Raw genomic sequence first — 20,571 nt, 5'->3', positions numbered from 1 at the left:
CCCAATCTGGATGAATGGCCAATCTGGATGAATAGCATTGTCGCTGTGCAACGGCCTCACTATACCGGCGGCAAAGGTCATTGGCTTTAACACATCAGTTTGCGGAGACACGGACATATGGCTGACGAGACCAGCATTTTCCTCGGCGCCAGCCGCAAGCCCGACGATGGCTATCAGCGCGCCGAACAGTTGCTGCTGCAATATGGCAACCGCCATGGCCTGATCACCGGCGCCACCGGCACTGGCAAGACGGTCAGCCTGCAGATCCTGGCTGAGGGCTTCTCTAATGCCGGCGTGCCGGTGTTCTGCGCCGATATCAAGGGCGACCTGTCCGGTATCGCCATGATGGGCAAGGCGCAGGATTTCCTGGTCAAGCGGGCCGAACAGGTCAAGCTCGACCCTTACGACTTCCAGGAATTCCCGGTCATCTTCTGGGATCTGTTCGGCGAGCAAGGCCACCCGATCCGCGCCACCGTCTCGGAAATGGGGCCACTGCTTCTGTCGCGGCTGATGAACCTCTCCGAAGCGCAGGAAGGCATCATGAACATCGCCTTCCGCATCGCCGACGAGGACGGTCTGCTGCTGCTCGACATGAAGGATCTGCAGGCGCTGCTGGCCAACATCGCCGAGCGCGCCGACGAGATCAGTTCCCGTTATGGCAATGTCACCAAGCCGTCCGTCGGCGCCATCCAGCGCACGCTGCTGGTGCTGGAACAGCAGGGTGCGGCGCATTTCTTCGGCGAGCCGGCTTTGCGCATCGCCGACATCATGCGCACCACCCGCGACGGCCGCGGCGCCATCAGCGTGCTCGCTGCCGACAGACTGATGATGAACCCCAGGCTGTACGCCACCTTCCTGCTCTGGCTGATGTCGGAGCTGTTCGAGGAATTGCCCGAGGTCGGCGACCCCGACAGGCCGAAGCTGGTGTTCTTCTTCGACGAGGCGCATCTGCTTTTCGACGAAGCGCCGAAGGTGCTGATCGACCGCGTCGAGCAGGTGGTTCGCTTGATCCGCTCCAAGGGCGTCGGCGTCTATTTCGTCACGCAGAACCCTTTGGATATCCCTGAGAAGGTTCTCGCCCAGCTCGGGAATCGCGTGCAGCACGCGTTGCGCGCCTACACGCCGCGCGAACAGCAGGCGGTGAGGACGGCCGCCGACACCTTCCGGCCCAACCCGGATTTCGATTGCGCCACCGCGATCACCCAACTCGCCACCGGCGAAGCGCTGGTCTCGACGCTGGAGGCCAAGGGGGTGCCGTCCATGGTGCAGCGGACGCTGATTCGGCCGCCATCGTCCAGGCTTGGCCCGATCACGGCGGACGAGCGCCGCAAGCTGATCGACCAGAGCCCGGTCGCGGGCCAGTACGACCAGACCATCGACCGCGATTCGGCTTTCGAGATGCTGCAGAAGAAAGCCAAGGATGCGCAGGACGAGCAGGCGCAGCAGGCCGATAGCGGCCGCTCGCGCTGGACCATTCCGGGCTTCGGCAATGACGGTCCGGCGCCGCCGCAATCGGGCGGTCGCCGTGCACCGGCGCCGAGGCCCTCCAACCGCCAGACGGTCGCCGAGGCCGCGATCAAGGCGGTGGTGCGTTCGGTCGGCTCATCGGTCGGCCGCGCCATCGTGCGCGGGATTCTGGGCAGCCTGTCGCGAGGGCGGTAAAAACAGCATTAGCCGGCCAGGCTGATTTGAGGCAGCGGACGTCAACGCCTGCTGCCTGCCACCATGCCGTGTCGCGGAACACCTCGATCGATGAAGCCCACGGCGTTCTGTAAGAGGTGGCAATGAAGGTCCTCGTCGATCGAGCCGTGCTTCTGACCGGCGGCCTTAGGCCGGCCGGACCTAGGCGGTGACGCCGACGCGAGCCGGCGCGCGCGTACCGATGCTCGACCGCCGATGCAGAGGACGGACCAAGGGATTGCCTCGGAACTGGCCGCTGAGACAAGCGGCGACGTTCATCGGCTGGATCTCAACCGGCTTGCGGAGGCAGAAGCCGCAGTGGTGGCGCTGGCGGCAAGGGAAAGTGGAAGGAGGCAACGGCCCGCTTCCCAAAAAAGCCGGCATCGCCCGCTATGGCGAGCCGGAGGAAATCGCCGAACTGATGGCTGCCCTGGTCTCGCCCGCCGCCCGCTGGATGACCGGCTCGGCGCTGCGCATTTCGAGGCTCCGCAGCTAGCCCCCCAGTATGATGCCCGCCAGTTCCGACGGATTTTCGACCGCTGAAAAGTGTCCGGTATTTTTGAGTGTGAACATGTGTGCGTCGGGGAGCAGTGCCTGGGTCCGCTTCCGTTCGTTGGGACGCGACCAATCGCTATCGCCGTAGATCAGCGTCACGGGCGCCGAGACGAGCCGGTACTGGTCCCGGGCTTTGCCCCAGGAGCGCCAACCCGCCAGTACCTTGCGGGCGATGCGCTTGTATCCGCGGCGCTTCGCCACCCGACCGAACTCGGCAAGAAGGTCGGACGGAAGTTTGCGCGGATCGTGATATCCGCCGCCCATGATCTTGCCGAGCACCATCTTGTTTTCTATCGCGGCATTGAACGCGCCTAGGCCAGGGATCTGCAAACTTCCGATGATAAGGTTCGCGAACCAGTTGCCACGTCGCAGGCCATCTCCATAGCGGGTGTCGTAGTCGTAAGGGTTCACCGCGAAGACGCGCTCGATCCGTCCCGGAATTGCGGCCGCAACCGTGAGTGCCAATGCGCCGCCGATCGATTCGCCAACAAGCGTGACATGGGTAAGGTCGAGCTTCTCGATGAAGCCGATGACGCCTTGTCGGAAATACGGCTCATCGAAGGCTGCGAGCGGATCGATCGGCGAATGACCGTGGCCGGGCAGATCGATCGCGTAGACCGTATAAGACTTGGCGAGAATGGGCGCCAAGCTGCGAAAATATTCGAGCTGGGTGCGGATCGTATGCATAAGGACCAACGGTGGCCCATCACCGGTCTTTTCGTAACGCAGGCTCAGCGCATCCGATATTTGCAGAAGGCTCGGTTGGAGTTCAGACGAGGCTGGCATTCTATTTTTCCTTGTCTTTGCAGCTGACCAACGCTCGCGCCGAAGTTTGCGGCGCTGATAATTCCGGTGCTCACTGGTTCTTTTCATGAGGAGAGCGCTCCTCCTCAGTCGCGGGCGGGGTAGCCCAAATCCTGCCGGTCAGCATTGTCGGTCCAGCGTCGGAACAACACGCTGGCGTTGACGCCGCCAAAGCCGAAGCCATTGGAGATCGCGTAGTCCATCTCCATTGGCCGGGCGCGGTTTGCGACGAAGTCGATCCCCTCGGCGGCTGGGTCGGGGGCGCCCAGATTGAGCGTCGGCGGTGCGACCTGATCCCTGAGCGCCAGGATCGTGAAGATGGCTCCAAGCCCGCCGGCGGCTCCAAGCAGGTGTCCGGTCGCCGACTTTGTTCCGCTGACGGCTATGCCGAAATCCGTCCCGAAGACGCTTCTTATCGCCGCGATTTCCCCGAGGTCGCCGACCGGCGTTGAGGTCGCGTGCGCGTTGAGGTGGCCCACCTCACGCGCCGAAATGCCGGCCTGGGCAATCGCGATCTCCATGGCCCGGCGCGCACCGTCGCCGTCCTCCGGACCGGACGTGACGTGGTGGGCATCCGCCGTCGTGCCGTAGCCGACGAGCTCGGCGAGCGGTTCGGCGCCGCGCGCAAGCGCGTGGCTCAATTCCTCGATGACCAGGATGCCGGCGCCTTCGCCCATGACGAAACCGTCACGCGACATGTCGAACGGGCGAGAGGCCTCGTCGGGACGGTGATTGAACGAGGTCGAAAGTGAGCGTGCCGCGGCAAACCCACCAAGACTGACCGTGTTTATGCAGGCTTCCGTCCCGCCGCACACCGCAATGTCGGCTTCATCGGCGCGGATGAGACGAGCCGCATCGCCGATCGCTTGAATGCCGGCCGCGCACGCCGTCACCGGCGCGCCCAGCGGACCCTTGAAGCCGTGACGGATCGAAATCTGTCCTGCCGCGAGGTTCACCAGGAAGGATGGCACCGTGAACGGTGAAAGGCGCCGGACACCGCGTTGATCGACCGTTCGCACCGCTTCGGTTATTGCGGGGAACCCCCCAATCCCCGAAGCGATGATCGTCGCGGTGCGGGTCCTGTCATTTTCCGAGACAGGCTTCCAGTTCGCCTGGGCAATCGCCTCTTCCGCCGCCGCCAGTGCGAAGAGAATGAAGCGATCGACCTTGCGCTGATCCTTAGGCGCCAGGACAGTGTTCGGATCGAAGCCCGCTTCGGGATCCTCTTCCAGGGAAGGAACCGTGCCGCCGATCTTCGCCGGCAGGTCTCCGACCACATCGTCGGGAAGCCTGCGGATGCCCGAGCGACCGGCCAGCAGACGCGACCAGGACGTCTCAACATCTGCGGCAAGGGGCGTGACCGCTCCCATACCCGTAACAACGATCCGTCGCATCTATTCTCCTATCGCTTGGGTGCGTCGCCAGCGCTGCGCACGGCTTTCAAGCCGCGACGGCTTCGCGAACTTGATCGGTCGCTGCATCCAGAAAAGCCTTCGCGAGGTCGGGATCATTGACGGCGCGCGAGAGGACGACCGCACCGACCATTGTCGAGAGAACGGCCATGGCCTTGCCGCTGGGCGCTTCGCCGTCCGCCTCGCCAATCCAGGGGCCCAGCATCCCGAGGTATTCCCCGATTCCCGCTTCGAATGACGCTTTCACCTCGTTGCCCTGTCTGGCGGCATCCGAACCGAGCGCCGCGACCGGGCAGCCATCCATCCTATCTTCGCGATGCCCCTTACTGAGATAGAGGTCGATCACCGCGCCAAGCGGATCCTCCGGTTTCGCCGCGACGGCAGCCGACCATCTGCGGGTCGCGTGTTCCATCGCTCGCCTCGATGCCTGCGCTGCCAGATCCTCCTTGGACTCGAACTGCTTGTAAAAGGCGCCTTGGGTCAGCCCGGCACCCTTCATCAGATCCTTCAGCCCGATACCGTCAAAGCCGTGCTCTCGAAATAGGCGGCTTGCCACATCGATCACGATTTGGCGGTTCTGCTCAGCCTGACTGCGACTAACGCGCATGGTCGGTCTCCTTTTTTAGATTGCGTTCGTAATCAATAGCAGATATAGAGTGCGAATGCAATCTATTTCAACAGGAGGCAACGGGCATGAAAAAGAGACTCATTATTGTGTTGGGGAGCATCCTGGTCGTGGGGGTCGGGATGGCCGCATTCATTACGCTTCGCACGCAGACGGCCGCTGCCGCGGCCGATCCGAGGCAGGAACCTCCGATGGTCAGGCTGGTGACGGCGGTGCCGGTGCCCGGATCCGACCGCGGTTTCACAGGCACAATCGCCGCGCGGGTACAGAGCAATCTTGGCTTTCGCGTCCCCGGCAAGATCATCGAGCGCCTTGTGAATGTCGGTGAACAGGTCAAGGCGGGCCAACCGCTGCTGCGGATCGACGACACCGATCTGGCCCTTGCACTCACCGCCAAGCGCAACGCTGTCGCCGCGGCACGCGCTGTCCTGGTTCAGACCAGTGCGGACGAAAAGCGCTATGCCGTTCTGGTCAAGAAGGAATTGGCTGCAACCCCGCAGCGCTACGAGCAGGCGAAGGCAGCACTTGATACCGCCACGGCACAGCTTGCAGCTGCGGAAGCGGATGCGAAGGTCGCGGAAAACGAGGCGGCCTATTCCGTCCTGGACGCGAACGCCGATGGAACGGTTGTCGAAACGCTTGGCGAGCCGGGACAGGTTGTCGCCGCGGGACAGACAGTGGTTCGGATCGCGAACGCCGGCCCCCGCGAAGCGGTGGTCGCGCTTCCCGAGACGATCCGACCGGCGATCGGCTCGGTTGCCGAGGCGAGCATGTATGGGGCCGATGGGCGGCATTTTACGGCGCATCTCCGGCAGTTGTCGGACGCCGCCGATCCCCAGACTCGTACCTATGAGGCCCGTTATGTGCTCGATGGTGAGGCCGCGGCAGCCCCGCTTGGCGCGACGGTAACCATCCGGCTTGCAAGCCCGGCGATCCAACCGGAAGTGCAGGTGCCGCTGGGGGCCGTGCTGGATGATGGCCAGAAAACCGGCGTTTGGATCTTGGATGGCGCAACCTCGACCGTACACTTTCAGCCCGTCAAGCTTGTTCGTTTGACCAGCGAAGCCGCCGTGATCTCCGGGCTTAGCTCGGGTGATTCGATTGTGTCGCTCGGCGCTCATCTCCTGCAGGAGGGCGCTCGCGTCAGGACTGCCTCTGAAAGCAGGAGCAACTGATGAGCCTCAATTTCTCCGCGATCGCCGTTCGCGAGCGAGCCGTCACCCTTTTCTTCATCATTCTGCTGGTTGCCGCCGGCGCCTACGCCTTCCTCAAGCTTGGACGGGCGGAGGATCCCAACTTCACCATCAAGACCCTGACGGTTACGACAGTATGGCCGGGCGCGACGGCGCGTGAGATGCAGGACCTTGTCGCCGAACCGTTGGAGAAGCGGCTTCAGGAGCTGACCTGGTACGATCGTGTGGAGACGACAACACGGCCGGGCTATGCGTATCTGACGGTCACGCTGAAGGACAGCACACCGCCATCCAGCGTGCAGGAGGAGTTCTACCAGGCCCGTAAGAAGCTTGGGGATGAAGCCCGCAACCTGCCCCCCGGCGTGTTCGGTCCCTTCGTCAACGACGAATACTCCGATGTCAGCTTCGCCCTTTATGCCCTCAAGGCTAAAGGCATGCCGATGCGGGAGCTCGCACGGCAAGCCGAGACCATTCGCCAGGACCTTCTGCATGTGCCTGGCGTCAAGAAGATCAACATCCTCGGCGAACGTCCCGAGCAGATATTTGTCGAGTTTTCCTATGCCAAGCTCGCAACCCTCGGCGTGTCGGCACAGGACATCATTGCCGCCTTGCAGCGGCAGAACACCGTCACACCGGCGGGCTCGATCGACACAGAGGGGCCGCAGGTCTTCATACGGGTCAACGGCGCCTATGACAGTATCCAAACGATCGCCGACACGCCGATCGTCGCCGCGGGACGGACGCTGAAGCTCTCCGACATCGCCGAGGTCCGGCGCGGCTATGAGGATCCTGCCACCTACGTCATCCGTCACCAGGGCGAGCCGACCATCATGCTCGCGGCGGTGATGCAGGAGGGCTGGAATGGTCTTGAACTCGGCAAGGCGCTGGAGGAGAGATCGGCGGCGATTGCACAAACGCTGCCTCTCGGGATGACGCTGGCCAAGGTCAGCGACCAGGCGGTGAACATCGGCTCGTCGGTCAACGAGTTCATGATCAAATTCGCGATGGCGCTCGGCGTGGTGCTGCTGATCGCCCTGATCAGCATGGGTTGGCGCGTCGGCATCGTCGTGGCGGCCGCCGTTCCTCTGACGCTCGCCGTCGTGTTCCTCATCATGCTGGAAACTGGCCGGTTCTTCGACCGCATCACGCTCGGCGCCCTTATTCTGGCACTTGGACTTCTCGTCGACGACGCCATCATCGCCATCGAGGTGATGGTGGTGAAGATGGAAGAGGGTATGGACCGCATCAAGGCGGCGGCCTATGCGTGGAGCCACACCGCGGCGCCGATGCTCTCAGGCACGCTCGTGACGATCGCCGGGTTCCTCCCGGTGGGCTTCGCGCGCTCGACGGCCGGGGAATACGCCGGCAACATCTTCTGGGTCGTGGGGTTCGCCCTCATCGTCTCCTGGATCGTCGCTGTGGTCTTCACCCCTTATATGGGCGTAAAGATGCTGCCCGCGATCAAACCGGTCGAAGGCGGCGTCCACGCCATATACGACACACCGAACTATCGGCGCCTTCGCCGGCTCATCACCTTTGCCGTGCGCCACAAGTTCGTGACCTGCGCTGCCGTCGGCATCGTCTTCGCACTTTCGGTTGTCGGCATGGGCAGCCTCAAGCAGCAGTTCTTCCCGACATCCGATCGCCCTGAAGTGCTGGTCGAGGTTCGGCTGCCGGAAGGCACCGGCATCGAGACGACGACCGCTACGGTCGAGAAGCTGGAACGCTGGCTTGGCGACCAACCCGAGGCCAAGATCGTGACCAGCTACGTGGGCCAGGGCGCTCCCCGCTTTTTCTTCGCGATGGCGCCGGAACTGCCGGATCCAGCCTTCGCTAAAATCGTCGTGCTGACCCCGGACGCGGAGGCGCGCGAGGCCTTGAAGCACCGGCTGCGTGAAGCGGTTGCGACAGGGCTTGCCCCCGAAGCGAGCATCCGCGTCACGCAACTCGTGTTCGGACCTTACACCCCGTTCCCGGTCGAGTTCCGGGTCATGGGGCCCGATCCCGCGCAATTGTACGACATCTCTGAAAAAGCCCTCGAGGTCATGCGGAGCGTCCCGGACGTGCGTCAGGCCAATCGCGACTGGGCCAATCGCACGCCAGTACTGCGCTTCATCCCGGATCAGGATCGACTGAACCTCATCGGCCTGTCGCCGGCGGAGGTGGCCCAGCAGCTCCAGTTCCTCCTCACCGGCATCCCGGTCACGCAGGTCCGCGAGGACATCCGCAATGTCCCGATCGTAGCACGCAGCGCCGGCGCAGAGCGACTGGATCCATCGCGTCTGGTGGATTTCTCCCTGATGAGCCGGGACGGCCGCCAGATCCCGCTAGACCAGATCGGCCACTCGGAAATCCGTCTGGAGGAGCCGATCCTGAAGCGGCGTGATCGCACACCGGTCATCACGATCCGTTCGGATATCAATGAGGCGACCCAGCCGCCGGAGGTTTCCAAGCAGATCATGACGGCCCTTCAGCCGCTGATAGCATCCCTTCCGGCCGGCTATCGCATCGAATTGGGTGGATCTATCGAGGAGGCGGCCAAGGCCAACACCGCGCTGGGTAAGGTCTTCCCAGTCATGATCGCCGCCATGCTGATCGTCATCATACTGCAGGTGCGATCCTTCTCGACGATGGCGATGGTCATGTTGACGGCACCGCTCGGCCTCGTTGGCGTCGTACCGATGTTGCTGGCCTTCAATCAGCCCTTCGGATTCAACGCCATTCTGGGTCTGATCGGACTGGCGGGCATCCTGATGCGCAACACGCTGATCCTGACCGAACAGATCAAGGAGAACCGTGCCGCCGGCCTTGACGACTATCACGCCGTGATCGAGGCCACGGTGCACCGCACAAGGCCGGTGATCCTGACCGCACTTGCCGCCGTGCTTGCTTTCATCCCTCTTACCCACTCCGTCTTCTGGGGATCGATGGCCTATACACTGATCGGCGGCACGGCGGCGGGCACGGCGCTGATCCTGCTGTTCCTGCCCGCGCTCTATGTCGCTTGGTTCCGGATCAAGCCGACCGCGGATGAGATCCATGAGGTTTCGATGGAGGAACCGGACGTGCCAGCTGCAATGGCAGCTGAGTAGGGGCCGATTATCGCAGGAGACGGCTCCGGGCTGGTGCTCGCCGCCGTCTGATCGGTGGCGTGGTAGGCCAGGATGGCGTCGATGACACCTGTGTCTTGCGGCCCCGGGCAGAAGCCGCGGGCCGCCATCCCGCAGCTAGAGCGTTTTAGCAATCAGTATAAGAATCACCCAAACGCTATAACTCTTTGTTTTTACGAAATTTCGGACGGAAAATCGCTACGCACTTTCCTGGAATCGCCGTGATTTTCTCCGCGCCAGATGCGGTCGATCACATCGAAAGCGAGAGAAACATTCGGATCGGATCGCCTTGGGAACAGGCAGGCAAAACCCAGACTTGTCTCCAGTCTGACTTTGTCAGCGATGACCATGCCGTTTGCCTGTCGTTCGTTAAGCGCGATGGATTCGCGGCAAAGGCTGAGCCCAAGGCCGGTGCGAACCATCGCCAGCATTGAGGATTCCTGATCGACGAGAGCGACGATGTTTTGCCTGATGCTGCCCAGTTGCCTTGCCAGCAGCCGGTTGTGGACCGATGCCGGCGGCGTGCCGATCCATGGTAGTTCGGCAAGCTCCTTCCAGTCCCGTCCTGCGACCATGCCGGCGAAGGCAGGCGGGGCCACGACGCGATAGGTCAAGCGCGACAATGGCTTTATGAAGAACTGGGCTTCGGCATCGATGGTGGTGGTGCTGGTGCCGAAATCATCGAGGTCGCCGAGAAAAAAGCCGACGTCCAACTCGTTGCGCTTCAGCCGGCTGGCAACTTCGCCGCTCATGCCTTGTCGAAGTTCGGTGTCGATGCCTGGGCCGCTTTCGCCAAGAGCTTGCAGAAACGCGCCAAGGCGAGTGAACTCAGGGTCGATAATCGTGCCGATCCTAAGTTTGCCGCGCAGTTGTGCGTTGAGATGCCTCGCGGTCTGCCTGAACTCGCCCGCCAGCGCCAACACCTGCTGGCCCTTGGCGGCGAGCAGCGCGCCGTCGCGGGTCAGTTCAAGTCCGCTCGCCGTTCGCTGGAACAATGTCACGCCAAGGTCCAGAGAAAGGCGCTTGAGTTGAAGGCTGATGGCGGGCTGGGTCAGATGCAGCAATTCGGCCGCCCGGGTCACGTTGCCTTCCTGCGCCACGGTGACGAAGGCTCTCAGCAGCCTCAGATCGAGGTGATCAGGCATATAAAAATTCCTTATAATGCTTTCTCGCGTTTATCATTGGATTTGCCACAGGAATAGCCGCTATGTAGGCATCGGAGGATTTTCATGTCTGTAATTGCTGGCCAGAATTATAAGAGATGGCGGGGTTTTGGCCGCGCTGGTCGCGCCACCCGTCACTTCTCTCCGCTCATTGCTCTTCGTGGGAAACGCAAGCCATGAACCCGCAGACGAACCGTCCGGTTGCCGCGGTTTTCGACTATGTTGTCGTCGGCGCCGGCTCCGCAGGCTGCCTGCTAGCCAACCGCCTCAGCAATGATCCCGCCAAGCGGGTCCTGTTGATCGAGGCTGGCCGCAAGGACAATTACCCCTGGATCCACATACCGGTGGGCTACCTCTACTGCATAGGCAACCCGCGTACCGACTGGCTTTACAAAACCGAGACCGAGGCGGGCCTCAACGGCCGCTCACTGCGCTATCCCCGAGGCAAGACGCTCGGTGGCTGCTCGTCGATCAACGGCATGATCTACATGCGCGGCCAGTCGCGCGACTACGATCATTGGGCGGCCATGACGGCCGACAATGAGTGGTCATGGGAAAACGCGCTGCCGGACTTCAAGGCGCATGAGGATCACCATCGCCTCGACGGCGGCGCCGACCCGGTGACCGGCGACAACAGCCGTTTCTCGGACATGCATGGCCATGGCGGCGAGTGGCGCATCGAAAGGCAGCGCCTGAAATGGGATATTCTGGAATCATTCACCGATGCCGCGGTGCAGGCGGGGATCCCTCGCTCTCCCGACTTCAGCAGCAGCAATGACGAAGGTATCGGCTACTTCGAGGTCAACCAGAAATCCGGCTGGCGCTGGAACACCTCGAAAGCCTTTCTGCGCCCGGTCCGCCATCGCCGCAATCTGGCGGTCTGGACCGAAGCCGAAGTAAACAGGCTGCGCATCGAAACCGCGCCGGATGGGCGCAAACGATGCACGGGGCTGTCTCTCCACAGACGCAACCAACCGCTATCGGTCGAGGCCAGTGGCGAGGTCATCCTGTGCGCCGGCGCCATCGGCTCGCCGCAGATATTGCAACTCTCCGGCATCGGCCCGGCGGCCCATCTGAAGGGTGCCGGCATCGACGTCGAACTCGATCTTCCCGGCGTCGGAGAAAACCTGCAGGACCATCTGCAAATCCGCACCGTCTTCAAGGTCACCAATGCCAGGACGCTCAACACGCTCGCCAACAGCCTCTTTGGCAAGGCGATGATCGGGCTGGAATATGCCGTCAAGCGCAGCGGCCCGATGAGCATGTCGCCGTCGCAGCTCGGCGCGTTCACGCGCTCCGATCCCGGCCAGACGCACCCCAATCTCGAATATCACGTTCAGCCGCTCAGCCTCGATGCTTTCGGCGAACCGCTGCATTCCGTCCCGGCCTTTACCGCCAGTGTCTGCAACCTCAATCCGACCAGTCGCGGCAATGTGCGGGTCCGCTCCGGACGGCGTGGCGAAGCACCTGCCATCGCACCCAATTATTTGAGTACCGAGGAAGACCGCAAGATCGCCGCCGATAGCATCCGGCAGATCAGGTCGGTCGTCGCCCAGCCGGCCCTTGCGAGATACAATCCCGTCGAATGGAAACCCGGCATCGAGTTTCAGAGCGACGAAGATCTGGCCAAACTCGCCGGCGACATCGCAAACACCATTTTCCATCCGGTCGGCACCGCCAGGATGGGCGGCAAGGACGACGCAATGGCTGTCCTCGACAGCCGGCTGCTTGTGCGCGGCATCGAAGGTCTGCGCGTCGTCGATGCCAGCGTGATGCCGACGATCACCAGCGGCAACACCAGCGCCCCGACAATGATGATCGCCGAAAAGGCAGCACGCTGGATCATCGACGACGCGCGACAGCGCGCCCACTGAAGAAAAGCGCCGGAGGATCACAATATGACATCGATCTCTCGTTCGGCTCTGCCGCTATCGGGTATCAGGGTCGTCGATTTTGGCCAGTATATCGCCGGCCCCGCGGTGGCGATGATCCTTGGCGACCTCGGTGCAACTGTGGTGCATGTCGATCCGCCGTCCGGTTCGCTTTGGGACAATCCCGCCAATGCGATCCTCAACCGCAACAAACTGATCGTCACCATCGATCTGAAAACCACAGCCGGCCTGGAACAGGCCAGTACACTTGTTGCCGAGGCAGACATCGTCATCGAGAATTTTCGGCCCGGCGTGCTGGCCCGGCTCGGCATCGACTTCACGGCACTGCGAAAGGCCCGCCCTGAACTGATCACGGTGTCGATCCCCGGCTTTGCCTCGAACGATCAACTGCGCCGCGACTGGCGCGCCTTCGAGACCGTTATCGCCGCTTCGTCCGGCGTCTTCACCGACATGGGCCTGAACCGGGTGCTGATGGGGATCAATCCATCCTTCTCGCCACTTCCGCTCGCCTCCGCCTATGGCACCATGCTTGCGTCCTCTGCCACGGTTCTGGCTCTGCAAAGCCGGCAACGGACCGGGCATGGCGACCATATCGAGGTGCCGCTCGCCTGCGCGGTGATGGAGGGCCTGTCCTACAACTCCATCAGGATCGAAAACTATCCGCTTCGCTACCAGACGCAGCGCGAACAAGAGATTGAGAGGCGCCGTGGGCAAGGCCTGCGGATGGACATGTCCTACGACGATCTGCAGGAGTTTCTCGACCCTTTCTATCGCAGCTACATGTGCAGCGACGGTCGCATGTTCTACGTCGTGTGCCCGAGCCACAAAAATCACGCCAAACGCTGCCTGCAGACGCTCGGCCTTTACGATGAGCTTGTGGGCGAGGGGCTGCGCGAGGAAGACGACACCTATCTTCCAGTCTCAGAATGGTCGTCGGACGTGTCGCTAGGCGTCTATCCCTTGCCGAAATTCTGGGCCGACAAGATTGCGGCGCGGATGAAGGAGGTTTTCCTGACGCGCCCGGCGGCGGAATGGGAGCGCATCTTCGGCGAGGGATTGTTTCCCGGTGCGCCGCAGCGCTGGCTGCAGGAATGGATCGCCGACGATCATGCCAAGGCGGCTGGCCTGATGATCGAGGTTGAGGATCCGATTCTGGGCCACATGGTCCAGCCGGGGCCGATGGTGTGGCTGCAGGAAAGCGGCGAAGCCATGCTGAGCCCGGCGCCGCGGAACTGGGTCACCGTGGCCGAGGCGCTGGCAAGGCTGGCACAAACACCCCGCCCACCCTTGCCCGACCCTATCGCAGATGCCTCGGCTGGCTGGCTCGACGGCATCAGAGTCCTCGATCTCTGCAACGTCATTGCCGGTCCGCACTCAGCCGCTTACCTCGCTCGCTTCGGCGCGGAGGTGATCAAGATCGATCCGGCAAAGCCATTTTATGATTGCTGGAACACCGTGATCTTTGGCATGTCCCACATGCGCGGCAAGAAATCGGCGCTGCTTGATATCGCCAGCGCGGACGGGCGTGGGGCCTTCGAAAGGCTGGTCAAGTCCGTAGATGTCGTTATCTGGAATGCCACCGACCGTCAGGTCGAAATCATGGGCCTCGATCCCGAAGGGCTAAAAGCACTCAATCCTCAGGCAATCTTCTGCCAGCTCGATTGCTTCAGCGGCGTCCGTGCCGGACCTCGAACCAACTATCTCGGCTACGACGATCTGGTTCAGGCGGCGACCGGCATCATGCTTCGGTTTGGTGGATCGATGCAGACGCCGGAAGAGCATGCCCATGTCGGCACCATCGATGTCATGTGCGGGTTTGGCGCCGCTCTCGGCGTGGCCGCAGCGCTTTACCAGAAATCGACGACCGGTATTGTCGGCCGGCCACGCACGTCGCTGTCGGCGCTGACGGGTCTGGCGCAGATCCCGTTCTGCTACGACTATGATGGTCGCCAACCGTTCGACGAACCCGCTGGCCGCGAGACAAAAGGCTTCGATGTGTTGTCCAGGCTCTATGAAACGGCGTCCGGCGGCTCAATCCTGCTCTGCGCCGACGACGCCGACCTGCCACGCCTCGACACCGTCGAAGGCCTGCGAGGACTGGCTTCGATACCGAAGCCCGAACGGGAGGGCCATCTGGCCAGCGCGTTTTTAACCGAACCAGCCGAAACCTGGCAGCAGCGCCTGGTCCACGCCGACATTGGTGCATCGCTGTGCGAGAACATCGAGACGATCCGAAGCCGCAGCGCAAGGACGGCGGATGGGAAGCCCGGCATTGAATATGGCAGCTATTCTTTCTCGGTTTTTCCGGGCCACCCAAGCGGTCATATGGTGACGCAGCTTGATCCTTTCGCCGTCCGGCCGGCTCGGGGAAAGGTCTACGCTCCCGCATCAGCCGAGAAGTACGGCGCATCGACGCGCGCCGTACTCGCTTCGGTTGGCTACACCGACGCTGAAATCGACAGAATGCTGAAGTCGGGTGCCGCCAGTATTTCCTGGAGCGGTGCCTATTTGCCGAACTGACAATAGGCACACGCCCAGCTTCGGTTCGCGACGCTCACTCAGAAAAAATCCCGTTTCGCCGGTCAGTTTACCGGGCCAAGCAGGACCGAACCGTCGGGCACGCCGCCGTCGATCGGGATGGCTTGGCGGTTTGCGCTCGCCACCATCGGCTGGCCGATGTCGGACGTTACGACCACCGGGCTCTTCGACGGTACGCGGTCGTAGAGATCGATGATGTCCTGGTTCATCAGACGCACGCAGCCCGACGAGACGGATTTGCCGATCGAGTTCCACTCCGGCGAACCGTGCAGGCGATAGAGCGTGTCGACATTGTCATGGAAGAGATAGAGCGCACGCGCGCCGAGCGGGTTCTTCAGCCCGCCAGGCATGCCGCCATTCTTGGCGCTGTACTGTTCCAGTTCAGGCTGGCGGGCGACCATCTCATCCGGCGGCGTCCATTTCGGCCACTTCTGCTTCCACTGGACGACGGCGTCTCCAGACCATTCGAAGCCGGCGCGGCCGAGGCCGACACCGTAACGGATCGCCTGGCCACCCTCGCGCACCAGATAGAGGAAATGGTTGGTCGTATCGACGATGATGGTGCCCGGCCGCTGGCCGGTCGGGTCGGGAACGATCTGGCGCAGGAACTGCGGGTCCATCTTCTTGATCGGGATGGCCGGCAGCTCGAAGCCGCTGTCCGACATTGGGCCGTACATCGTCGCGTAGTCGCCGAGCGGTGGCTCTTCATAGGTCGGCGGCGGCGGTTCGGCCGGCGGCGGCGAGCCGGTGGTGGTGCAGGCGGAGACCGCAATCGAGGCGGCGCCAAGGGCTGCGGCGTTCAGGAAGCCGCGACGGCTCAGGCGATAGGGGTCGATTTCGGTCTTCAACATGGTTGCCTTTTTTAAAGTCTCAGATCGCAAGAAAGCGTGAATGCCTTCAGGCGGCGCACTGTCGGCCCTACCCCCCAATGCCTGGCGCGATAGGCGGTTCCGATTCTGGCCTGAGGGTGGACAAACAAAGGCGAAGCTGTGACCGTCCTGCCACTGTTGCTCCAAGGCAACAGAGCCCTTAGCCGCCTGTCAACAACCCTTCCAGCGACGGCAGGATAAGCGCCGGCGGAAAGTCCCTGTATTCCTCAGGCTGGTTGGCGCGGTTGATCCACACGGTGCGAAAACCGAATTTGGTCGCCCCGGCAATATCCCAGCGGTTGGACGACTGAAAGGAGACCGCGCCTGGATAGAGGCGCCAGCCTGTCGCCACCATGTCGTAGGTCGACGGGTCGGTCTTGAAGCGCTTGACGGCATCGACGGAAAAGATGTCGTCCAGTACCTGATCGAGGGCCGCCGACTTGACAGCAGCTTCCAGCATCTCGGGCGAGCCGTTGGACAGGATCGCCAGCTTGGCGCCGGACGCTTTGAGCGCCTTGAGCACGGCCGGCACTTCCGGATAGCAGTCGAGCCGCCAATAGGCTTCGAGCAGCTTTGCCTTCAGTCCCTTGTCTGCTGAGGGAACCTTGCGCAGGGCGAAATCGAGGGCCTGTTCGGTGAGCTGCCAGAAATCGGCATAACCGCCCATCAGCGTGCGCACCCAGGAATATTCCAGCTGCTTGGCGCGCCAGATTTCCGACAGAAGCTGACCGTCCGGCCCGATCTCGCCGTCGTGACGGCGCACGGCGGCATGCACGTCGAACAACGTGCCGTAGGCGTCGAAAACGTAAGCCGCGTAATGCATGGCAACAGTTTTGAGGGCAGGCGGGGCAAGGTGCAAGCATCGATTGCAGACCTGGGCGTTTTCTTGGGGCTCGCTGGCCTCAACAAAATTCGCTCCATGCCGGTTGACGGCGCCGCTCAAAGCATCTTCCAATGCTCAACAACAGGCAGCCTTTGAAGCGGAACCGAACAATGACACTGGCGACTGCGGCGCTCTCGACGACATGGACCTTCGTCGACGGCGACTGGTACGAAGGCAACGTCGCCATACTGGGGCCGCGCAGCCATGCCATGTGGCTTGCCACCAGCGTCTTCGATGGCGCCCGCTGGTTCGAAGGCGTCGCCCCCGACCTCGAGCTGCATGCCGCCAGGGTGAATGCGTCCGCGATCGCGCTCGGCCTGAAACCGTCGATGAGCGCTGACGAGATCGTCGGACTGACCTGGGACGGACTGAAGAAGTTTGACGGCAAGACCGCGGTCTATATCCGGCCGATGTACTGGGCCGAGCATGGCGGCTATATGGGCGTGCCGGCCGATCCGGCCTCGACCCGCTTCTGCCTCTGCCTCTATGAATCGCCGATGATCTCACCGACCGGCTTTTCGATCACCGTGTCGCCGTTCCGGCGGCCGACGATCGAGACCATGCCGACCAATGCCAAGGCCGGCTGCCTCTACCCCAACAATGGCCGCGCCATTCTCGAGGCCAAGATGCGCGGCTTCGACAATGCGCTGGTGCTGGACATGCTGGGCAATGTCGCCGAGACCGGAACCTCCAACATTTTCCTGGTCAAGGACAGCCATGTGCTGACGCCGGCGCCGAACGGCACCTTCCTGTCCGGCATCACCCGCGCGCGCACCATGACGCTGCTTGGCGATTACGGTTTCAAGACCACCGAAAAGATGCTGTCGGTACGCGACTTCCTCGAAGCCGACGAGATCTTTTCGACCGGAAACCATTCCAAGGTTGTGCCGATCACCCGCATCGAGGACCGCGATCTCCAGCCCGGGCCGGTGGCCAAGAAGGCGCGCGAGCTCTATTGGGAATGGGCGCATTCGAAGCCTGCCGGCTGAGCCGCCGGCACTTCGTTTGCTAGGCGTTCTTTTTTGACGCAGCATCCTGTCGGCAAAACCGTGTGACACTTTTCCGGAACCCGCTTAGAAAAGGAGCCGGCACTTCATTCCGGAGTTGTTCCAGATCAATCCAGCCCTATCTTAATCCGGTATTCACACCGGGTTTTTCCATGAGGAGTATGACCGATGGCTTTTGAATTGCCCGCTTTGCCCTATGATTACGAGGCGTTGCAGCCCTACATGTCGAAGGAGACGCTGGAGTATCATCACGACAAGCACCACAAGGCCTATGTCGACAACGGCAACAAGCTGGCCGCGGAAGCCGGCCTTGGCGACCTGTCGGTCGAAGAGGTGGTCAAGCAATCGTTCGGCAAGAATGCCGGCCTCTTCAACAACGCCGCCCAGCACTACAATCACATTCATTTCTGGAAGTGGATGAAAAAGGGCGGCGGCGGCAACAAGCTTCCCGGCGCCCTGCAGAAGGCGGTCGACGCCGACCTCGGCGGCTATGACAAGTTCAAGGCCGATTTCATCGCCGCCGGCACCACCCAGTTCGGTTCGGGCTGGGCCTGGGTCTCGGTCAAGGACGGCAAGCTGGCAATCTCCAAGACGCCGAATGGCGAGAACCCGCTGGTCCATGGCGCCTCGCCGATCCTCGGCGTCGATGTCTGGGAACATTCCTACTACATCGACTACCGCAACGCCCGGCCGAAATATCTCGAGGCTTTCGTCGACAGCCTGATCAACTGGGATCATGTCCTCGAACTCTACGAAAAAGCGAAAGCCTGATTGATCCTGAGAAGCCCCGGTACCCGGGGCTTTTCTTTTTCAGCTCGAAACGGGAAGCACACAGCAAATCGGCAGAATACGTGGCGGCGAGAGGGAATAATCCCGTCTCGCCATCCGTTAACGTCAGGTCGCGAACCCTCATTACCCCTGGAGCCAATTGAATGAGAAAGCTTGTCATCGCCATCTCTATGCTCAACCTCGCCGTATCGGCCGCTTTTGCCGACCCGATCCTCGACCGGCAAGGACTGATGAAGGAGCGTGGAAAGATCGTCGGCGGCCTGTCGAAAATCGCCAAGGGCGAACAGGACTTCGATGCCGCCGCCGTGCTGACGGCCTTGCAGGCGTTGCAGGCGAACGCCGAGAAATTCGATGCCGAAACTCTGTTCCCGGCCGGCAGCGAAACCGGTGACACCACCGCTTCGCCGAAAATCTGGGAAGACATGGCCGGCTTCAAGACGACGAACGAGAAATATGTCGCCGACGTGAAGGCTGCGGTCGCCGCGGCACCTGCCGATGTCGATGCGCTCAAGGCGCAGATCGGCACCCTCGGCAGCGATTGTGGCACCTGCCACCAGACCTACCGGGTAAAGAAGGGCTGATCCCGGGCGATGGCCCTGTTGAAAAAACTCCTCGGCGCCGCCCTTGTTCTGGGCGTCGCCGGCGCCGGCTGGTTGTTGTCGGCGCCAGTGAAACTCGACCCCGAAACCTTGGCGCAACTCGGCCCCGGCGATGCCGTCAGGGGCAAGCGCATCTTCAATGCTGGCGGCTGCACCTCCTGTCACGCCAAGCCGGGGTCCAAGGGCGAAGCCCGCCTGCAACTGGTCGGCGGCCTCGAACTCAAGACCCCGTTCGGCACCTTCGTGCCGCCCAACATCTCGCAAGATCCCAAGGACGGCATCGGCGCCTGGACGGTCGAGGACCTCGCCAATGCCATGCTGAAGGGCGTGTCGCCTTCGGGCGTGCATTTTTATCCGGCCTTTCCCTACGCGTCCTATGCCCGCATGAAGCCGGCTGACATTGCCGATCTCCATGCGTTCCTGAAGACGCTGCCGGCGGTTGCCGGCAAGGCGCCGGACAACTCGCTCAGTTTCCCCTTCAACATCCGTCGTGGTCTTGGCCTGTGGAAGCGGCTCTATCTCGGCAAGGAACCGGTGGTTGCCTTTGCCGACGGCACGCCCGACCAGGTGCTGGCCGGCCGCTATCTGGTTGAAGGACCCGGCCACTGCGGCGAATGCCACACGCCGCGCGACTTCACCGGCGGCACGAAGAAAGGCCAATGGCTGGCGGGTGCGGCTGCCGCCGAAGGCAGCGGCATCGTGCCGAACATCACATCGGGCGAGGGCGGCATCGGCGATTGGTCGGAAGCCGACATTGCCAATTACCTCGAAACCGGCTTCACGCCCGATTTCGATTCCGTCGGCGGCGCCATGGTCGACGTGCAGCGCAACATGGCCGAACTTCCGCCGGAAGATCGCGCCGCTATCGCCGCCTACCTTAAGGCGGTACCGCCGCATCCCAATGGCTACCCGGCGCGCAAGCCGGCCAAGTGATCCCTGTTACGGGTGACGGTCGCCAAGGAAATCGAAGCCGCTGTCGAAGAAGTGGTTGTAATTGCAAGTCAATTCCTCGCCGGGTGCGATGTCGCGCAAGGCATAGGTCTCCTCGGGCGAGGAAACATCGCAATTCGGTTCGTCGTCATGGTTCATGTAGCGCGCGTCGTCGGCTTCGAAGACGATGTAGCTCGGATCGCGCCGGTCGGGATAGGAATAGCGATCGAGATAGCTCTTCACCGGCCCGCTCTCGCCCTCATAAGTCTCGACGTCGATGATCCGGTCAAAGCGTGGGTCGAGCCTCCAGACCAGCGTGCCCTTGGCAATGTGGGTCTTGGCGAAAACACCGATGCCCTGGATCGGCGATTTCTCGAGATAGGTGTCGACGAGCAGCATAGCGGACCCTTTGCGTATGTCATGACCTGGAAGGTGCCGCGCATTGGGTAGCGCGCAGCCATCGCAAATGCGAGTAAAAATGAGCAGCGAGAAATTCAAAAAGTGATGATCAGCACGCTTCGA

General features: G+C 62.2%; 17 protein-coding genes. 10 read left to right on the top strand and 7 right to left on the bottom strand.

The window, feature by feature from the left end:
- Positions 1 to 117 precede the first annotated feature (117 nt).
- A complete protein-coding gene (locus ACWGTI_RS07780; protein ID WP_454586564.1) occupies positions 118 to 1,662 on the top strand; it encodes a helicase HerA-like C-terminal domain-containing protein in 1,545 nt (514 codons plus the stop codon).
- A 361-nt stretch (positions 1,663 to 2,023) separates the two neighbouring features.
- Positions 2,024 to 2,176 (top strand): hypothetical protein, encoded by a 153-nt coding sequence (locus ACWGTI_RS07775; RefSeq protein WP_454586563.1) that lies wholly within the window; start codon positions 2,024 to 2,026, stop codon positions 2,174 to 2,176.
- On the opposite strand, the gene ACWGTI_RS07770 is transcribed toward ACWGTI_RS07775, so the two are convergent.
- From ACWGTI_RS07770 to ACWGTI_RS07760, 3 genes are read right to left on the bottom strand one after another with little or no spacing between them, the layout of a single operon-like run.
- Entirely contained in the window at positions 2,173 to 3,108 is a 936-nt protein-coding gene (locus ACWGTI_RS07770) for an alpha/beta fold hydrolase (protein ID WP_454586562.1), read from the bottom strand. The genes ACWGTI_RS07775 and ACWGTI_RS07770 overlap by 4 nt on opposite strands.
- A 17-nt stretch (positions 3,109 to 3,125) precedes the next feature.
- Complete coding sequence (gene fabF / locus ACWGTI_RS07765) at positions 3,126 to 4,433, bottom strand: beta-ketoacyl-ACP synthase II (protein ID WP_454586561.1); 1,308 nt, start codon at positions 4,431 to 4,433, stop codon at positions 3,126 to 3,128.
- Positions 4,434 to 4,479: 46 nt separating this feature from the next.
- Positions 4,480 to 5,058, bottom strand: coding sequence for a TetR/AcrR family transcriptional regulator (locus ACWGTI_RS07760; protein WP_454586560.1), 579 nt, complete (start codon positions 5,056 to 5,058; stop codon positions 4,480 to 4,482).
- Positions 5,059 to 5,144: 86 nt separating this feature from the next.
- Between ACWGTI_RS07760 and ACWGTI_RS07755 the strand changes: the two genes are divergently transcribed.
- Positions 5,145 to 6,251: an efflux RND transporter periplasmic adaptor subunit gene (locus ACWGTI_RS07755; RefSeq protein WP_454586559.1), complete on the top strand. Its 1,107-nt coding sequence runs from the start codon at positions 5,145 to 5,147 to the stop codon at positions 6,249 to 6,251.
- Positions 6,251 to 9,361: an efflux RND transporter permease subunit gene (locus tag ACWGTI_RS07750; RefSeq protein ID WP_454586558.1), complete on the top strand. Its 3,111-nt coding sequence runs from the start codon at positions 6,251 to 6,253 to the stop codon at positions 9,359 to 9,361. Before ACWGTI_RS07755 ends, ACWGTI_RS07750 begins: the two co-directional genes overlap by 1 nt.
- Before the next feature lie 191 nt (positions 9,362 to 9,552).
- Here ACWGTI_RS07750 and ACWGTI_RS07745 read toward each other — a convergent pair whose 3' ends face one another.
- On the bottom strand, positions 9,553 to 10,524 hold the full coding sequence (locus ACWGTI_RS07745; protein WP_454586557.1) for a LysR family transcriptional regulator: 972 nt from the start codon (positions 10,522 to 10,524) through the stop codon (positions 9,553 to 9,555).
- A 194-nt stretch (positions 10,525 to 10,718) separates the two neighbouring features.
- Between ACWGTI_RS07745 and ACWGTI_RS07740 the strand changes: the two genes are divergently transcribed.
- Entirely contained in the window at positions 10,719 to 12,416 is a 1,698-nt protein-coding gene (locus ACWGTI_RS07740) for a GMC family oxidoreductase (protein ID WP_454586556.1), read from the top strand.
- A gap of 24 nt (positions 12,417 to 12,440) precedes the next feature.
- Entirely contained in the window at positions 12,441 to 14,954 is a 2,514-nt protein-coding gene (locus ACWGTI_RS07735; protein WP_454586555.1) for a CoA transferase, read from the top strand.
- Between the two features lie 62 nt (positions 14,955 to 15,016).
- On the opposite strand, the gene ACWGTI_RS07730 is transcribed toward ACWGTI_RS07735, so the two are convergent.
- Together ACWGTI_RS07730 and ACWGTI_RS07725 are read right to left on the bottom strand one after the other, a co-directional pair.
- Positions 15,017 to 15,823 (bottom strand): L,D-transpeptidase, encoded by an 807-nt coding sequence (locus ACWGTI_RS07730; protein WP_454586554.1) that lies wholly within the window; start codon positions 15,821 to 15,823, stop codon positions 15,017 to 15,019.
- Between the two features lie 178 nt (positions 15,824 to 16,001).
- Complete coding sequence (locus tag ACWGTI_RS07725) at positions 16,002 to 16,664, bottom strand: haloacid dehalogenase type II (RefSeq protein ID WP_142866649.1); 663 nt, start codon at positions 16,662 to 16,664, stop codon at positions 16,002 to 16,004.
- A 170-nt stretch (positions 16,665 to 16,834) separates the two neighbouring features.
- Between ACWGTI_RS07725 and ACWGTI_RS07720 the strand changes: the two genes are divergently transcribed.
- The 4 genes from ACWGTI_RS07720 (at position 16,835) to ACWGTI_RS07705 (ending at position 20,052) form a co-directional block, all read left to right on the top strand.
- Entirely contained in the window at positions 16,835 to 17,713 is an 879-nt protein-coding gene (locus tag ACWGTI_RS07720; protein WP_454586553.1) for a branched-chain amino acid aminotransferase, read from the top strand.
- Positions 17,714 to 17,899: 186 nt separating this feature from the next.
- Positions 17,900 to 18,502, top strand: coding sequence for a superoxide dismutase (locus ACWGTI_RS07715; protein WP_112395582.1), 603 nt, complete (start codon positions 17,900 to 17,902; stop codon positions 18,500 to 18,502).
- 161 nt (positions 18,503 to 18,663) lie between these two features.
- Positions 18,664 to 19,101 (top strand): c-type cytochrome, encoded by a 438-nt coding sequence (locus ACWGTI_RS07710; protein ID WP_454586552.1) that lies wholly within the window; start codon positions 18,664 to 18,666, stop codon positions 19,099 to 19,101.
- 9 nt (positions 19,102 to 19,110) lie between these two features.
- Positions 19,111 to 20,052, top strand: a complete 942-nt coding sequence (locus ACWGTI_RS07705) for a c-type cytochrome (RefSeq protein WP_454586551.1) — start codon at positions 19,111 to 19,113, stop codon at positions 20,050 to 20,052.
- 6 nt (positions 20,053 to 20,058) lie between these two features.
- On the opposite strand, the gene ACWGTI_RS07700 is transcribed toward ACWGTI_RS07705, so the two are convergent.
- Positions 20,059 to 20,448, bottom strand: a complete 390-nt coding sequence (locus tag ACWGTI_RS07700) for an SET domain-containing protein (RefSeq protein WP_454586550.1) — start codon at positions 20,446 to 20,448, stop codon at positions 20,059 to 20,061.
- Between the last annotated feature and the right edge of the window lie 123 nt (positions 20,449 to 20,571).

Source organism: Mesorhizobium sp. ArgA1, from assembly GCF_053714375.1.
The sequence above is the reverse complement of the archived record's forward strand: the minus strand, read 5'-3'. Positions and strand labels throughout refer to the sequence as shown.

Bases quoted from the DNA above. Each gene is read 5' to 3' on its own strand.
- ACWGTI_RS07760 (WP_454586560.1), bottom strand. From the start codon at position 5,058: ATGCGCGTTAGTCGCAGTCAGGCTGAGCAGAACCGCCAAATCGTGATC.
- ACWGTI_RS07740 (WP_454586556.1), top strand. From the start codon at position 10,719: ATGAACCCGCAGACGAACCGTCCGGTTGCCGCGGTTTTCGACTATGTT.
- ACWGTI_RS07705 (WP_454586551.1), top strand. From the start codon at position 19,111: ATGGCCCTGTTGAAAAAACTCCTCGGCGCCGCCCTTGTTCTGGGCGTC.
- ACWGTI_RS07735 (WP_454586555.1), top strand. From the start codon at position 12,441: ATGACATCGATCTCTCGTTCGGCTCTGCCGCTATCGGGTATCAGGGTC.
- ACWGTI_RS07710 (WP_454586552.1), top strand. From the start codon at position 18,664: ATGAGAAAGCTTGTCATCGCCATCTCTATGCTCAACCTCGCCGTATCG.
- ACWGTI_RS07770 (WP_454586562.1), bottom strand. From the start codon at position 3,108: ATGAAAAGAACCAGTGAGCACCGGAATTATCAGCGCCGCAAACTTCGG.
- ACWGTI_RS07780 (WP_454586564.1), top strand. From the start codon at position 118: ATGGCTGACGAGACCAGCATTTTCCTCGGCGCCAGCCGCAAGCCCGAC.
- ACWGTI_RS07730 (WP_454586554.1), bottom strand. From the start codon at position 15,823: ATGTTGAAGACCGAAATCGACCCCTATCGCCTGAGCCGTCGCGGCTTC.
- ACWGTI_RS07750 (WP_454586558.1), top strand. From the start codon at position 6,251: ATGAGCCTCAATTTCTCCGCGATCGCCGTTCGCGAGCGAGCCGTCACC.
- ACWGTI_RS07755 (WP_454586559.1), top strand. From the start codon at position 5,145: ATGAAAAAGAGACTCATTATTGTGTTGGGGAGCATCCTGGTCGTGGGG.
- ACWGTI_RS07725 (WP_142866649.1), bottom strand. From the start codon at position 16,664: ATGCATTACGCGGCTTACGTTTTCGACGCCTACGGCACGTTGTTCGAC.
- ACWGTI_RS07715 (WP_112395582.1), top strand. From the start codon at position 17,900: ATGGCTTTTGAATTGCCCGCTTTGCCCTATGATTACGAGGCGTTGCAG.
- ACWGTI_RS07720 (WP_454586553.1), top strand. From the start codon at position 16,835: ATGACACTGGCGACTGCGGCGCTCTCGACGACATGGACCTTCGTCGAC.
- ACWGTI_RS07700 (WP_454586550.1), bottom strand. From the start codon at position 20,448: ATGCTGCTCGTCGACACCTATCTCGAGAAATCGCCGATCCAGGGCATC.
- ACWGTI_RS07745 (WP_454586557.1), bottom strand. From the start codon at position 10,524: ATGCCTGATCACCTCGATCTGAGGCTGCTGAGAGCCTTCGTCACCGTG.
- fabF (WP_454586561.1), bottom strand. From the start codon at position 4,433: ATGCGACGGATCGTTGTTACGGGTATGGGAGCGGTCACGCCCCTTGCC.